We start from the raw sequence: 13,771 nt of genomic DNA, 5'->3' as shown, positions 1-13,771 counted from the left end.
GTGCGGAACCGTGGGTCGCCCGGAGCGTCAGCACTCCATCTTCCACGTGTGGGAGTCGCCGCTGTCGTTGCCCCAGCTGTTGGAGTTGATCTCCTGGCCGGGGCCGAGGCAGACCGTGCCGAAGCCGATCAGGCCCGGGTTCTCGTAGACCTGGACGTGGTCCTTGATGCCGGGGCCCGAGATGCCGTGGTTGGCCCAGGAGGAGTCCTGGTCCTGGATCGGGTCCTCCCAGTCGTGGTCGTCGCCCGACCAGTTGGTGCGCTGGCCGCCGAAGTCCGCGTCGGTCCAGGCGCAGAACTGGCCGCTCGGGCAGGAGGCGGCCTGGGACGTGCCCGACGCGGCGAGCGCGGTGCCGATGGCGAGGAGCGTGGCGGCCAGGACGGCCGTGGGCTTGGTGATCATGTGTGGGGGTCTCCTGGAGATGGTCGGTGGTGGTCTGCCGTGGTCGGCGACCGGAGGGCGGGGGATCAGCCGTCGCCGTGTGGGCTCGGGACGTTCGGGGACGCGCGGAGCACCGACTTCGAGCGGGCCAGGGCGTGGGCGCGAAGCCGCCGCCAGTCGGCCAGTTCGGTGCGGTGCAGGGCGCGGACCGATGCGAGGTCGCGGTGGCGGTGGGCCGCCTCCGGCTTGAGGTTGTTGACGACGGTCGAGACGTGGAACCAGCGCCGCTGGTCTCCGTAGAGCGTCTGCTGGGCGGCGGCCAGGCAGCCGTCGGTGTGGGCGCGCACGGAGTAGCCGGTGGGCAGGGTGTGGGACAGCTCCGTGCGGCCCGCGCCGAAGAGGGCGTCCGAGACGCGCTCGTCCCGCCTCATCGCCGCCCGGGTGGTCCCCGGCCGCTGCCCCGCGCGGGGCGGGGTGAGGCCCTGGTGCGTCAGACAGCGGTCGGTGAGCCGCTGTTGGGCGGCCCTGATGACGTCGTCGGGCGGCAGTACGCGCGGAGTGGCCGAGGGGACCCGGGCGCAGCCGCCGACGAGCAGCAGAGCGCACAGGGCGAGGAGGAGGACCGCGGCGCGGGGCCGGACGGTGGTGGTGTGCACGGTGGAGGTCAGCCCGGCTCGCAGCCCATCGTCTCGTGGCTCACGCCGTCCAGTTTGGTGGCCCAGGCCGTCCAGTTCTCGTCGTAGTCGTCCGCGCGGATCTCGCGGTAGACGCAGCTGCTGCCCGCTCCGTAACTGATGGCGTAGACAGTGCCGTTGTAGCGGGACTCGAAGGAGTAGGCGCTGCGCTGCGTGCCGTTCTCGGCCTCGGCGTAGCCGGGCGGGCCGTAGCACCAGGACTGGCCCATCATGCCCGGCTGGCTCCAGAAGCAGACCCGGCCCGGGGGCGTGGCGAGGTGCGGAGCGGTCGGCTCCGCGGTGGCGGACGGGGCGAAGGCGGTCAGCAAAGCGGCGAAGACAGCGGTGGTCGCGGCGGCTCTCAGGCGCATGCGGATGGCTCCCCAGGTGCGGTCAGAACCGGCGCGATCATCGCGCCGGGCATGACCTCAATCCCCGCCGTTCTCGCGGGTAAGCCTGGTGTCACCCGGATCGGTGAGTAGTCGTACCGGCCGGTCCGCCGGTAAGGGGCGCCGCACGCGGCTGTGCCGCCCGTCACGGGACGGGCGGCACGGGGCCGACGGCACGGAGCGGACGGCCCATCGGCGGGCGCGCGGGACGGCCGTCGCGCCCTGGCGCGGTGTCAGCGGCCGGAACCGGGGTGGGTCCTGCGGTACCTGCGGTCCCAGCGCTCCTGGCGTTCCTTGCGGATGCGGTAGTCGCGGTAGGTCTTGGGGTAGCCCCCGCCACCTCCGCCCCCGCCGCCTCCACCCATCCCTCCGGCGCCGCCCGAACCGCCGCCCGCGCCGCTCGAACCGCCCGAGCCACTCGCGCCGGAGCTGCTCCTGCCGCTTCCACCGCCTTCGTAGAAGCGCACCAGATAGAAGAGGAGTGCCGCTGCGGCCAGCCACAGCAGCGGTTGGTTGAACCCCAGGCCGATGAGGGCCAGGATCGCGATGACGATGAGTACGTTCATGGCTGCACCTCCGCGGCTCGCAGGGGTGGCCCCCTGATTCACGGGGGCGGGATGTGTCGGGCCCGCGGCGCGGCGTCCTGACGGTTCAGGAGAGCGGGCCCGATCCGTAGGAGAAGGAGTCAACGCCCGCCGCCTGCGGCTGTCAATGGCTTGCGGGCAGCGAGCCGTCCGTCGTCTCGTGGGCGTGCTTGAGGCGGGCCCTCGCGTGCACCGCTTCGGGCCCCGAGACCTGTTCCCAGAAGCGGTGGCAGCTCACGAAGACCGCCAACTCCCGCTCCCGCGCGCGCAGTTTCTCGACCTCGGCCTGTTCGTCCGGGGTCCAGCCGGGGGACGCGGGCCGCTCCACCTTGCGCCAGCCGCCGGTGTCGCTGAAGCCGTCGAGCGGCTCGACGGACCAGGGGAGCCGCTTGAGCAGGGCCAGGAGCTCGGAGCGGACCTGATGCAGTTCCTCCTGGCCGGCGAGGAGGTCGCTCGGGAATTCATGGGAAGGGGTTGGAGGCACGCGGTAATGCTACTCCTGTTCGAATTTCATGGGCGAGTGATACGAGGGGCGAGTCCTGGGCTGTCCGGAATGCTTCACTGACCGGACGTACGACGTAACAGGGTGGATCGGGACGTATGCGGAAGGGCTGAGCGCCGGTGGAGGGGTCCGTGGCGGGTGCCGTGGTGGGGTCCGTGGTGTGGATCGGTGGGCCCCCGGGGGCGGGCAAGACGACGATGGCCCGGCTGCTCGCCCGGCGGTACGGGCTGCGCCGCTACAGCGCCGACGTCCACACCTGGGAGCACCGCGACCGGGCGCTCGCCGCGGGGCACGCGGCGGCCGCGCGGTGGGAGCGGCTCCCGCCCGACGAGCGCTGGTCGCGGCCGCCGGACGAGCTGCTCGCGATGTCCCTGCACCACGAGCGCGGTCCGATGATCACCGAGGATCTGCGCGCGCTGCCCCGCGCGCCGCTGACCGTCGCCGAGGGCACGCCCGTCACCCCCGGGGTCGCGGGGGCGGGCGACCACTCGGTGTGGCTGATGCCGACGCCGCAGGTGCAGCGCGCCCGGCTCGCCGAACGCGGCATCGGGGCGGGGGTGTCGGCGCTGTACCGGCTGCTGCTGGAGGAGATCGAGGCCGAGGTGGCGCGGGCCGGTGCCCGGACGCTCGTGGTCGACGGGACGCGGAGCGTGGCGGACACCTTCGCCGAGGTCGAGAAGCTCTTCGCCGACGCGCTGGCGGTGGGGCCGCTGGCCGGGAGCGCGGTGGAACGGGCGCGGCTGCTTCGGTACGCCAACCGCGCGGTCGTCCGCCAGCACGCGGCGTACTTCGCCCGCCCCTGGACGGTCGGGGACCTCGCGGGCACGGTCCGGCTCCTCGCCTGTGAGTGCGGTGCCGCGAGCTGCGATGCCGAGGTGCCGCTGGCCCTCGCCGACTTCCCTGATCCGCCGGACGATCCCGCTCCCGGCGCGGACGAACCTGCCTTCCCGCCGGTTCTCGCGCCGGGGCACGGGCCGGGCGGCGGGACACCGGGACGCTAGGCCGCCGAGAGCCGGGCTGTCGGCTGACGGCCGCCAACCGTCGTGGAGCGGTGCTTGCCAGGTGCCCCTGCGAACCCCCGCCGTCCCGCCCCGCGCGGTGGCAAGCTGGAAGCATGTGCCGAAGCATCAAGACGCTCCGTCCGCCCGCCATCCCCGAGGACGCCACCGAGGAGGAGATCCGGGCCGCCGCGCTTCAGTACGTGCGGAAGGTGTCCGGGTTCCGTGCGCCCGCCGCGCACAACCGCGAGGTCTTCGACCGTGCGGTCGATGCCGTCGCCGAGGCGACCGCCGAGTTGCTCGGCGGGATCGAGGTGCGTGGGGCGGCCGCACGCACCTCTTAGGGGCGGCCGCACGCACCTCTTAGGGGCGGCCGCACGCGCCTCTTAGGGGGCGACCGCCGGTCGGCTCAGGAGGTCAGCTCGTCGACGGGCGGGGGCGGCGGACCAGGAAGGCCGCGCCCGCGCCCGCCGCGAAGAGCGCGAGCAGGGAGACGCCCGTGGCCAGCCAGGTCGCGCCGAGCCACTGGCCGCCGAAGTAGCCGAGGGCGACGCTGTACCCGGCCCAGGCGATGCCCGCGAGCACCGACCACGGCAGGAACTCGCGCACCTTGCGGTGGGCCGCGCCCGCGCCGAGGGAGACGATCGAGCGGCCCGCCGGGGCGAAGCGCGCGATGACCACGAGGACGCCGCCGCCCCGCGCGAGCGCCGTGCCGAGCCGCTCCTGCGCGCTGGTCAGGCGGCGGGAGCGGGCGATGGCGCGGTCGAGGCGTGCGCCGCCGCGCCAGGCGACGCGGAAGGCCGCCAGGTCGCCGAGGACCGAGGCGGTGGCCGCGCAGAGCGTCAGGAGCAGGATGTCGGGCACGCCGTGCGGGACGCCCGCGGTTCCGGCGGCGGTCGCCGCGGTGGCCGCCATGATGACGAGCATGCCGCTCGGCAGGACCGGTACGAACACGTCGAAAAGGACGGAAACCGCCACGACGGCGTAGATCCATGGGCTGCCGGTCAGCGCCCCCACACTCTCAAGCACCACAACTCCCCGTGACTCCCCGTTCGGCAGCGCGTTGCCGCTGTGTCGCGGGGAGCGGCGTGGGCGGCCTGGTGACAGCTGTACAGCGTACGCCGCGCGCCCGGTCGTAGATCCGCTGGGGGCTCAGATGTTCGCCACGTCACGTTCACCCGGCTGCCACCCCCGATGCGGCGTACCGCCCTCATGTCCCGTACGAACGTTGCAGGGACCGGCGATGACAGGAGCGGGCGATGGTGGCAGGGATGGTGGCCGGTGCGGTGGCGGCGGCGGTGCTGGCCGCGGGCGGCGGCGTGCCCGACGGCGCGGACGGCGGAACGGACGGCGAGCTGTCCAGCAGCGTGGCCGTCGCCGCGGTGGCCGACCAGTACTGGATGCGGGCGGAGGCCAGGTTCGCGCCGCCCACGGCCTTCATCCCCTCGCCCGCGGTGACGTACGAGCAGGGGCTCGTCCCCGCCGCGTCCTGGATCAGCGTCGAACAGCGCGTCGACGAGCGCGGCACCACCGTGACCGCGCGGGTGCGGGGCATGACGCCGGGCCACGCGTACGGCGTGCACGTCCACCAGAACCCGTGCGGCGCGAGTCCGGAGGCGGCCGGTGGGCACTACCAGCACGTGCAGGACCCGGTGCAGCCGTCGAAGGACCCGGCCTACGCCAACCCGGACAACGAGGTGTGGCTGGACTTCACGGCGGGCGCGGACGGCTCGGGGTCGGCGAGCGCGCACCACCTCTGGGGGTTCAGGCCGGGCGGCGCGGGCTCCGTCGTCCTGCACCGGGAGCCGGGCGGCGCGGGCGACCGGGTGGCGTGCTTCACCGTGCCGTTCGGGTCGCCGCCCGGGGAGTCCGTGGAGGCCGGGGAGACCGTGGAGCAGCCCGCAGTGTGACGTGGCGTGACGCGCACAGGGAGGAGCCCCCTCCCTCGTACCGGGTGCGTACGAGAAAGGGGGCTCCTCCGTGCGTCGAGGCTCAGGCCGCGACCGGCGTCCGGTCGGACGCCTTGTCCTCGTCGCGCTCGCCACGCGCCGAGAAGAGCCGGTCGATACCGAACGCGCCGGAGCCGGTGAAGACGAACAGGAGCATCGCCCAGCAGAAGATCGCCGACGGCTCGCCGCCGTTCTGCAGGGGCCACAGGGCCTCCGGCTGGTGGACCTTGAAGTAGGCGTAGGCCATCGAACCGGACGAGATGAACGCCGCGGCGCGGGTGCCGAGGCCGAGAGCGACCAGGGCGCCGCCGACGAGCTGGATCACTGCCGCGTACCAGCCGGGCCAGGTGCCCGCGTCCACGGTGCCGCCGTTGCCGTCCGCGCCGCCGAGGACGCCGAAGAGCGTGGAGGCGCCGTGGCAGGCGAAGAGCAGGCCGATGACTATGCGGAACAGCCCGAGGGCGTAGGGCTGGGCGCTGTTGAGACGTCCAGTCATGGTGGGGACTCCTTCGGTTTGGGGACGGAACCGAGCGGAGGGCCTAGATTAGGGGAACCTAATTAGTGCTTGCAAGTTCAACATTCGGTCAGTCGGGTGCTCCGCTCGGGCGGCGGCGCGGGCCGCGGGCGGTGGCGCGATATGACCTGTTGTGGCGCGCAGCGCGGCCCGCGCCACCGCGTCCGCGTCCGACAGCGTCACCGAGTCGACGCCGGGCCTGGCGCCCGCCGCGGTCACCCAGTGCACCCCTTCTGTGGGCACCCCGAACGCGAACCGGCGTGCGTGCGCGCGGCCTTGACGGTCCCTCAGGTGATACGGGCGCGGCGTCACGTCGAGTCCGCCGGTCTCGTGTCCGTCGACGGCATGGGGGCGGCACCGGCCGCCGTCGAGCAGCCGTCCGAGCAGTTCGTCGGCGGTGCGGCGCAGGTCGGGCTCGGGCAGCCGGGCCTCGATCAGTGTGGTGACGCGCACATCGGAGCCCGGTACGTCGGGGGAGTGCGCGAGGAACCCGGCGCCGTCCGGGCGCACGGTGAGGCGCGGGCCGAGCACGTCGAGGACCCCCGCCTCGATCAGTGCCGTCATCTCTTCCGTGCGGCGGCGCGGCGGGCCGATGGACAGGAACGCGTTCAGCGGTGTGTACCAGCGGTCGAGGTGGTCGCGGCGCGAGATGCCGGACAGGCCCCCGTGGTCGACGATGAGTCTGAGTTCGTTGCGCAGGTCCCTCAGGACGTCCAGTGCGGCCTTCAGGGGGCCCTGCGCGTTGCCGAGCGCGGCCTGTGCGGCGTCCTCCCGCAGCAGGGTGAGCAGCCAGGCGCGGTGTGCTTCCGGGGAGGTGAAGCCCTGGTCGGGGTGGGGGTGCGAGAGGCGGTCCCAGGACCAGCGGTCGGCGTCCTCGATCCCGAACTCCGCGAGGACCAGGGCCTCTTGGGGTGATTGGTGGTCCGTGGCGAGAAAACGCTCACGGAACGGTTCGGCGGGGCGGGTGAGCCGGGTCGGTCCGCCTTCGTGCTCCGTGAGCAGCGTGGTGTAGTAGACCGTTTCCACCTCTTTGGCCACCAACGGCCATATCTCCCCCAGGAAGTCGGGGGCGTCCCCGCTGTCCGCGCGCTTGCGGAAGCGGGCTATCACCTCGGGCGTGAGGACCGCGGGCCTGTGCCGCCCGTACGGGCCCTTCGCGTTGTCGCCGCGCGCCTGGTAGGGGACGCCGCGCCGCGAACCCGCGTACAGGCGCGGCTCGTGGCCCGACGGCTCGTAGCGCAGGCCGCCCGCCGCGTCGCGCAGGTAGCGGCCGCCTCGGGCCTCGGTCAACAGGGCCATGTGGTCGAAGAAGTTGAGGCCGAGGCCGCGCAGCAGGACGGGTTCGCCGGGGGCGATCGAGGACAGGTCGAGGTCGGCGGGGTTGGCGGGCGGGAAGTGGCGCAGGCCGTGCCGTGCGGCGTGCTCCGCCAGGTGCTGTTGGGCGCGGTCGGCGCGGTCGGCGCGGGTGGGGAGGTGGCCCTGCGCGAGGACGACCGCCGAAAGCCCGGACAGTTGCAGGCCGTTGTCCAGTGTCAGGGTCTGGGGTCCTTCTTCGGTGCTCTCGTCGAGGCGTACGGCGCGTGCCGCGTGGACCCGGACGTGCACGCTGTCGGGGGCGTGGCGCACCGTTTCCGCGAAGACCCACTCCAGGTAGCGGCCGTAGCAGGCGCGGGTCGGGTAGTCGTCGGGTCCGAGCCCGGGCGCGTGGCCGTCGGCCGCCCATTCGTACAGGCTGGGGCCCGGGCGTATCGGTCCCGAGCAGTCGACGCTCTCGTCGGTGAAGAGGGTCACCTGTGAGGCGACCGTGTTCATCAGGAGCTCGGGCGGTTGTGCCGTGCGCCAGACGCGGCCGGGGCCGGGCGGGCTGGGATCGACGACGTGGACCGTCAGCCGTGTCCCGGCCAGGAGTTCGGGGGCCGACGCGCAGATCCGTTCCAGCACGCTGGTGCCGCGTGGGCCCGCGCCGACCAGGGCGATGGCGGTCGCTTCCGGTGCGGGGGAGCGGGGTGCGGGTGGGAGCGGCGCGGGTGCAGGTGCGGACAAAAGCGTGACTCCCGGGGCATAGGGAACGCTGGAAGCGGATGGTCCGCATCATCATGCCGGTGGAACCCCTGATGCCGAACCCCTGGCCAAGGATCCATTTCCGGGTGTGGGGTGTGTCACGAGTGGCGGGCGCGTCTTACGAGAGCTTCCTCTCGTCCGCCGTTTCCAGGCTGACGCCGCCGCCCCTGCGGGCGCGTGCCTGGTCCAGCCGCAGGTGGGCCGTGCGGGCTCGCAGCGTCAGTGTCATGAGTTGGTTGCCGAACCACGGGCCGCCCGTCCGGCGCCAGTCGATGCCCGCTTGCGTCACGTTGGCGTGCCGGGCGAAGCGGCGGCCCAGGGCGCGGCCCACGCGGCTCCAGCCGAAGCGGAAGCCGAGCTTTATCGACGTGGGAATGGAGTTGTGGACGGGGGAGCAGGTCAGCTGGAGCACGCGGGACGTGGGGGCGCCGCCCTCGGGCCAGCTCGGCTCGGCGACGTAGGCGTGGTGGACGTCGCCGGAGAGGACGCACACCGTGGCGGGGGCCGTCGCGCCCGAACCCGCCTCCGCGATCAGGGCGGTGAGCGCCTCGAAGGACGGCGGGAAGGCCGCCCAGTGCTCCAAGTCCGAGCGTCTTCGCAGGTCTTCGCCGAACCGGGCCCACCGCTCGCCGCGCTCGCCACGGCACAGCGCGGCGTTCCAGCCCTCGGCGTCGTGGATGAGGTGGGGGAGCAGCCAGGGCAGCGAGGTGCCGATGAGGAGGTGGTCGCAGTCGCCCGCCAGGGCCTGTTCGCGCAGCCAGCGGGCCTCGTCGGCGTCGAGCATGGCGCGCCCGCCCTCTTCCAGGACGCGGGCGGCGCGGGTGTCGACCATGAGGAGGCGCACCCGTCCGAAGTCCCGCCGGTAGCTCCAGCGGGTCGCGGTGGCGTCCGCGTCGGCCGCGGCGGCGAAGGCGCGGAGGGTGTCCGTGCCGTCGGGGGTCGCGCGCACGGCGGCGTAGAGCTCGTCGCTCTCCAGCTCCTCCGGGCGGAGATTGCCCAGGTGCTGGTGGACCCAGTACGACATCAGGCCGCTCAGGACGCGCTCGCGCCACCAGGGCGTGGCCCGCATCTCGGCCAGCCAGGCCGCACTGGTGTTCCAATCGTCGATCACGTCGTGGTCGTCGAAGATCATGCAGCTGGGCACGGTGGAGAGCAGCCAGCGGACCTCGGGGTCGAGCCAGGACTCGTAGTAGAGGTGGGTGTACTCCTCGTAGTCCGCGACCTGGACGCCCGGGGGCTCGGACAGGTCGCGGCGTGCGGCGAGCCAGCGCTGGGTGGCCTTGGAGGTCTGGTCCGCGTACACCTGGTCGCCGAGCAGGAGCAGGACGTCGGGGCGCTCCGTGCCGGGGGCGGCGGAGATGCGGGCGGCCAGGGTGTCCAGGGCGTCGGGGCCAACGGGGTCTCTCCTGCTCGAGCGGAGCCGAGAGCTTGGGGAAGGATCGTGTTCGCCGGAGGGCGGGGCGGCCCAGCGGCAGGAGCCGAAGGTGACCCGCAGCTCCTCGTCGCCGGTGGTGGAGGGGGTGCGGATCGTGCTCGCGGGGAAGGGGGAGTCGGGCGGCGGCCAGACGGGCTGCTCGCCCAGGTGCACCTCGTAGGCGGTCTCGGTGCCGGGGGTGAGGCCCGTGACCGGTACCAGCGCGTAGTGGTGGCCCGCGATCTGGAACGTGCGCGCGGTGCCGCGCGCGCCGTCCGCGCACCGCACCTCCGCGGCGCAGGGCCGGTCGGCCTCGACCCAGACGGTCGCCGTGTCACCGTCGACGTACCTCAGCAGCGGACCAAGGCGCAGCCGTGCCACAGATGATCACTCTCCTCCGTCGTCCCGTACGGTACGGAACGACGGAGGAGGGCGGGGCGGTTCCGGGATTTCGGCAGCCCTTGAGGATCAGCAGCCCTTGAGGATCAGCAGCCGTTGAGGATCGAGGAGAGGGCGGTCTTCTCCTCGGAGTTCACCGAGAGCTTGTAGTAGTGCTTCACGTCCACCCACATCCGGGCGTAGTAGCAGTGGTACGAGGCGGTGGGCGGCAGCCACTCGGCGGGGTCCTTGTCGCCCTTGGCCTGGTTGACGTTGTCGGTGACGGCGATCAGCTGGGGCCGGGTCAGGTCGTTGGCGAAGCCCTCGCGCTGCGCGGTGGTCCAGGCGTTGGCGCCGGACTTCCAGGCCTCGGAGAGCGGCACGACGTGATCGATGTCGAGGTCGGACGCGGCGGTCCAGGTGGCGCCGTCGTAGGCGGACTTCCAGGTCCCCGAGGTGGCGGCGCAGCTGGAGTCCTGCTGGACGTTGGTGCCGTCGCGCTTGAGGACGACCTCGCGGGTGTTGCAGGCGCCGGACTGGGTGCTCCAGTGCGGGAACTTGTCGCGGCTGTAGCCGTCGGACGAGCCCTCGGCCTTGACCGTGAGCCCGCCGAGGTAGGTGCGGGCGGTGGCGGCGCTGACCGGGGCCGGGGGAGCGGCCTGGGCGGGCGAGCCGGTGAGGAGGGTGGCCGCGGAGGCGAGGACGACGGCGGCGGAGGCGTAACGGGCATATCGACGCGCGTAGACAGCGGACATGCGAACTCCCTAGGTGTGGGGGGAAGTTGGCCGGTGGGGCGGCCATGGTCGCGTTGCTGGGTTACCTGTGGATGTGCATCCGATGACAGGGTCGCGTCAATCGGGTGCGGACTTCAAGAGTTCTGGCGCCGTGTCATATGTGCCGTGTGCGGCCGCAGTTGTCCCGCAGTGATCCACGTCACTCGGGCAGGGGGCGAAAGGCCCTGGTCGGGGGTGGTCCGGGGTCCCGTACTATGGATGGCGCAGAAGGGGAGTAGCTCTTCGCCGGACCGTCGACATACTGCTCAGCTCGTCTGAGCCGGCGCCCGGAGGCAGGCCCCACGGGGCAGGCCAGCGAGACCTTCGGCAACGCAGTGCCTGACGTACGCGCCCGTGTACGTCACGACGCGCACATCCGTGTGCGTCCGTGTGCGCTGCCGTGCCGAGGTGTCGTACGCGAAACGGTGAAACACTCTCGGCGGGGCAGCCCGACCGATTGAGGAACCCTTGATCAGCATCAGCGTGATGGCGCTCGTCTTCGGCGTCGTCTTCCTTGCCGAGCTGCCGGACAAGACGGCGCTGGCGGGTCTCGTCCTCGGCACGCGCTACCGCGCCTCGTACGTCTTCGTCGGCGTCGCCGCCGCCTTCACCGTCCACGTGGTGCTCGCCGTCGCGGCGGGCAGCGTGCTCACCCTGTTGCCGCAACAGCTGCTCCACGCGCTGACGGGCGTCCTCTTCCTCGGCGGCGCCGCGATGCTCCTGCTCAAGGGCGGCGATGACGACGAGGAGGTCAAGGAGCCCAAGGACCAGAGCTTCTGGAAGGTCTCGGGGGCGGGCTTCATGCTCATCCTGGTCGCCGAGTTCGGCGATCTGACGCAGATCATGACCGCGAACCTGGCCGCCCGCTACGACGACCCGATCTCCGTCGGCCTGGGCGCGGTGCTCGCGCTGTGGGCGGTCGCGGGACTCGGCATCGTCGGCGGCAAGGCGCTGATGAAGCGGGTGCCGCTGGCGCTGATCACGAAGATCGCGGCGGTGCTGATGCTCGGGCTCGGCGTGTGGAGCCTGTACGAGGCGATCGCGGGCTGATCCCGTGGCGCCCGGCTGATTCCGTGGCGCTTGTCCGAGTCGGTCCGTTTCGTGCCGCTTGACCGCCGTGACCTGCGGCGTTGGCTTTTGCGGCCCTCGTTTTGTACCGTGCAGGAACAAAGTGGCTCCGCCCGTATTCCCTGACCGGCGGGCGGGGCTGCCTTGGATCTCCCTGCATCTCTGCTCCGCGCCTTCGGAGCCTCCGGCTGCGGAACGCGCGGACCAGCACACGCCCTCTGCGCTCTGGAGTACGCCGATGACGGCCACGACCGCCGCCCCCGCCCTCACCGCCCGGGCCGTCCTCCTCGACATGGACGGCACCCTCGTCAACTCCGACGCCGTCGTCGAGCGCTGCTGGCGGCGCTGGTCCGAGAAGCACGGACTCGACTTCGACGAGGTCATCGAGGTCGTCCACGGACGGCAGGGCTACGCCTCCATGGCGGTGCTGCTGCCCGAGCGGCCCATGGCGGAGAACCACGCCGAGAACCGCGAGATGCTCGCCGCGGAGACCTCCGACATGGAGGGCGTCGTACCGGTCCCCGGCGCGCCCGCCTTCATGGCGTCCCTCGTGGGACTGCCGCACGCGCTCGTGACCTCCGCCGACGTGCCGCTGTCCACCGGGCGGATGGCCGCGGCGGGCCTCGCCCTGCCGGAGGTGCGGGTGACCGCCGAGAGCGTCGGCGCGAGCAAGCCGGACCCCGAGGGATTCCTCAAGGGCGCAGCCGAGCTCGGCTTCGACCCGGCGGACTGCGTGGTCTTCGAGGACTCCGAGGCGGGCATACTCGCCGGTCGTGCCGCGGGCATGCGGGTCGTGGGCGTGGGGCCCAGGGCCGCGCGGTTCGGGCCGACCGTGCACGTGGACGACCTGACGGGGGTGCGGGTCGCGGACGCGGGTGAGGAAGGGCTCCGGCTGACCTTCGGCTGAGGCTTCTCCGAGGACTTCCCCGAGGGTTTCTGCGTGGGGCGTCCTCGTGGGCTGGGGGGCTAGGGCTCCTCCGTCTCCGACTCCAGGCTGCGGCGCGTCTCGTCGCCGTACTCGCCGAGGCGGTCGCCGGTGAGCCCGCGGGCCCACTGGTAGCGCGTCACGGCGTAGGTGACCTCGGGGCCGTACGTCCCGTCCGGCTCGCCCTCGTACAAGTACAGCTGCGCGAGCCTGCCCTGGAGCTCCTTCACGCGCGGGCCCTCGTCGCCCTCGCGCAGCACGGCGCCCGCGGACCTGCTGGGCTCCGACGCACCCACCGAACCCGTCGCGCGGGCCGTCGGCAGGCTCGGCGGCGCCGACGTCCGCCGCTCCGAGCGGCTCGGCGACGGCGGCGGCCGTGTCGCGCTCGGTGTGACGGACGGGACGCGTGAGGGGGGAGCGGACGGTCGCTCCGCCGAGGGGGAGGGCGTCGGGCGGCTCGCGGGCGTGCGCGGAGCCGCCGCCGTCGGCGCGTCGGGCAGCGCGAGGTCCCTGGTCGGCCGGTCGGCCGCCGAGGAGAAGAGTCCGGTCGTGAAGACGGTGGCGGCGGTCACCGCAGCCACCGCGACGGCCCCGGCGAGCAGCATGTAGCGGCGCTTGCGGGCCGCGTCGCCGCCCGGATCCCCGGTCCCGCGCCCCTCCCCGTTCCCCTTTCCGTCCCCGCCCTCGGCGGGAGACCCGCCCCCGTCCTCGTACGCGGGGGACGGCGTGCTCGCGGCGGTCCGCTCCCGGTCGCGGGAGGCCGCGAAGAGGCGCACGTCGGCCTGGTCCGACGATCCTTCGGGCTCCGGCAGCGACACGTAGGGCCTGATCCGCAGCGGATCGAAGTCCTCCGCGGCCGCCGCCTCCGTGGACCGCGTCCTGCGTGCCTGCTCGGCGGCCCGCCGGGTGCAGCCGCACTCCGGGGCGCTCCCCGCCGCACGCGTCGCCCCGCACTCGGGACACTGCTGCCCGCCCTGCCCGCCGGGTGTCTCCTGTGCGTCCTGTCCACTCATGGGCCCCCGCCCCTCTCGTGTCGCGACCGCCCCGAGAACTCCAGCGATTATGCAGACCCCGCTCCCCCTTCAACAGGCCATAACCGGCGAGTCGGACCAGGATGGAGAGGGAGGCACTGCGGCAGGTGCCCGCAGCAAGGGCCCCGGG

At 73.0% G+C, this 13,771-nt stretch carries 16 protein-coding genes; 5 read left to right on the top strand and 11 right to left on the bottom strand.

Translation table 11 applies throughout. The features are described from left to right. Positions 1-27: 27 nt before the first annotated feature. From KY5_RS12200 to KY5_RS12180, 5 genes are all read right to left on the bottom strand, one after another. Complete coding sequence (locus tag KY5_RS12200; RefSeq protein ID WP_098242263.1) at positions 28-402, bottom strand: peptidase inhibitor family I36 protein; 375 nt, start codon at positions 400-402, stop codon at positions 28-30. Positions 403-467: 65 nt separating this feature from the next. Continuing rightward, positions 468-1,037: a hypothetical protein gene (locus KY5_RS12195; RefSeq protein WP_234362705.1), complete on the bottom strand. Its 570-nt coding sequence runs from the start codon at positions 1,035-1,037 to the stop codon at positions 468-470. A gap of 8 nt (positions 1,038-1,045) precedes the next feature. Continuing rightward, positions 1,046-1,426, bottom strand: a complete 381-nt coding sequence (locus KY5_RS12190) for a hypothetical protein (protein WP_234362704.1) — start codon at positions 1,424-1,426, stop codon at positions 1,046-1,048. Between the two features lie 251 nt (positions 1,427-1,677). Next, a complete protein-coding gene (locus KY5_RS12185; protein ID WP_098242262.1) occupies positions 1,678-2,010 on the bottom strand; it encodes a hypothetical protein in 333 nt (110 codons plus the stop codon). Between the two features lie 142 nt (positions 2,011-2,152). Beyond that, positions 2,153-2,512, bottom strand: a complete 360-nt coding sequence (locus KY5_RS12180; protein WP_098242261.1) for a hypothetical protein — start codon at positions 2,510-2,512, stop codon at positions 2,153-2,155. Between the two features lie 149 nt (positions 2,513-2,661). On the opposite strand from KY5_RS12180, the gene KY5_RS12175 reads away from it, so the two are divergent. Continuing rightward, positions 2,662-3,531: a hypothetical protein gene (locus KY5_RS12175; protein WP_199843041.1), complete on the top strand. Its 870-nt coding sequence runs from the start codon at positions 2,662-2,664 to the stop codon at positions 3,529-3,531. A 113-nt stretch (positions 3,532-3,644) separates the two neighbouring features. After that, positions 3,645-3,872, top strand: coding sequence for a DUF2277 domain-containing protein (locus KY5_RS12170; protein ID WP_098242260.1), 228 nt, complete (start codon positions 3,645-3,647; stop codon positions 3,870-3,872). A gap of 73 nt (positions 3,873-3,945) precedes the next feature. Here KY5_RS12170 and KY5_RS12165 read toward each other — a convergent pair whose 3' ends face one another. Beyond that, on the bottom strand, positions 3,946-4,557 hold the full coding sequence (locus tag KY5_RS12165) for a DedA family protein (RefSeq protein ID WP_098247201.1): 612 nt from the start codon (positions 4,555-4,557) through the stop codon (positions 3,946-3,948). A gap of 230 nt (positions 4,558-4,787) precedes the next feature. On the opposite strand from KY5_RS12165, the gene KY5_RS12160 reads away from it, so the two are divergent. Next, positions 4,788-5,438 carry a superoxide dismutase family protein gene (locus KY5_RS12160; RefSeq protein ID WP_098242259.1) on the top strand — a complete coding sequence of 217 codons (651 nt, stop codon included), beginning with the start codon at positions 4,788-4,790 and terminating at the stop codon, positions 5,436-5,438. A gap of 82 nt (positions 5,439-5,520) precedes the next feature. Here KY5_RS12160 and KY5_RS12155 read toward each other — a convergent pair whose 3' ends face one another. From KY5_RS12155 to KY5_RS12140, 4 genes are all read right to left on the bottom strand, one after another. After that, on the bottom strand, positions 5,521-5,973 hold the full coding sequence (locus KY5_RS12155) for a DoxX family protein (RefSeq protein ID WP_098242258.1): 453 nt from the start codon (positions 5,971-5,973) through the stop codon (positions 5,521-5,523). 48 nt (positions 5,974-6,021) lie between these two features. Next, entirely contained in the window at positions 6,022-7,968 is a 1,947-nt protein-coding gene (locus KY5_RS12150; RefSeq protein ID WP_234363169.1) for an FAD/NAD(P)-binding protein, read from the bottom strand. Between the two features lie 202 nt (positions 7,969-8,170). Further along, positions 8,171-9,847 (bottom strand): alkaline phosphatase D family protein, encoded by a 1,677-nt coding sequence (locus KY5_RS12145; protein WP_098242256.1) that lies wholly within the window; start codon positions 9,845-9,847, stop codon positions 8,171-8,173. Positions 9,848-9,951: 104 nt separating this feature from the next. Further along, positions 9,952-10,599, bottom strand: coding sequence for an HNH endonuclease family protein (locus tag KY5_RS12140; RefSeq protein WP_098242255.1), 648 nt, complete (start codon positions 10,597-10,599; stop codon positions 9,952-9,954). Positions 10,600-11,085: 486 nt separating this feature from the next. Here KY5_RS12140 and KY5_RS12135 point away from each other — a divergent pair, with 486 nt between their 5' ends. Beyond that, positions 11,086-11,667 carry a TMEM165/GDT1 family protein gene (locus KY5_RS12135; protein WP_098242254.1) on the top strand — a complete coding sequence of 194 codons (582 nt, stop codon included), beginning with the start codon at positions 11,086-11,088 and terminating at the stop codon, positions 11,665-11,667. Positions 11,668-11,923: 256 nt separating this feature from the next. Continuing rightward, entirely contained in the window at positions 11,924-12,592 is a 669-nt protein-coding gene (locus tag KY5_RS12130; RefSeq protein WP_098242253.1) for an HAD-IA family hydrolase, read from the top strand. A gap of 59 nt (positions 12,593-12,651) precedes the next feature. Here the strand turns inward: KY5_RS12130 and KY5_RS12125 are convergent, their stop codons facing one another. Continuing rightward, positions 12,652-13,623: a peptidoglycan-binding protein gene (locus tag KY5_RS12125; RefSeq protein ID WP_098242252.1), complete on the bottom strand. Its 972-nt coding sequence runs from the start codon at positions 13,621-13,623 to the stop codon at positions 12,652-12,654. Positions 13,624-13,771 lie beyond the last annotated feature (148 nt).

The sequence above is a fragment of the Streptomyces formicae genome, assembly GCF_002556545.1.
Classification (GTDB): Bacteria; Actinomycetota; Actinomycetes; order Streptomycetales; family Streptomycetaceae; genus Streptomyces; species Streptomyces formicae_A.
The sequence above is the reverse complement of the archived record's forward strand: the minus strand, read 5'-3'. Positions and strand labels throughout refer to the sequence as shown.

Coding starts and splice junctions, on each gene's coding strand:
- KY5_RS12155 (WP_098242258.1), bottom strand. CDS start 5,973: ATGACTGGACGTCTCAACAGCGCCCAGCCCTACGCCCTCGGGCTGTTC.
- KY5_RS12125 (WP_098242252.1), bottom strand. CDS start 13,623: ATGAGTGGACAGGACGCACAGGAGACACCCGGCGGGCAGGGCGGGCAG.
- KY5_RS12190 (WP_234362704.1), bottom strand. CDS start 1,426: ATGCGCCTGAGAGCCGCCGCGACCACCGCTGTCTTCGCCGCTTTGCTG.
- KY5_RS12185 (WP_098242262.1), bottom strand. CDS start 2,010: ATGAACGTACTCATCGTCATCGCGATCCTGGCCCTCATCGGCCTGGGG.
- KY5_RS12130 (WP_098242253.1), top strand. CDS start 11,924: ATGACGGCCACGACCGCCGCCCCCGCCCTCACCGCCCGGGCCGTCCTC.
- KY5_RS12170 (WP_098242260.1), top strand. CDS start 3,645: ATGTGCCGAAGCATCAAGACGCTCCGTCCGCCCGCCATCCCCGAGGAC.
- KY5_RS12160 (WP_098242259.1), top strand. CDS start 4,788: ATGGTGGCAGGGATGGTGGCCGGTGCGGTGGCGGCGGCGGTGCTGGCC.
- KY5_RS12200 (WP_098242263.1), bottom strand. CDS start 402: ATGATCACCAAGCCCACGGCCGTCCTGGCCGCCACGCTCCTCGCCATC.
- KY5_RS12140 (WP_098242255.1), bottom strand. CDS start 10,599: ATGTCCGCTGTCTACGCGCGTCGATATGCCCGTTACGCCTCCGCCGCC.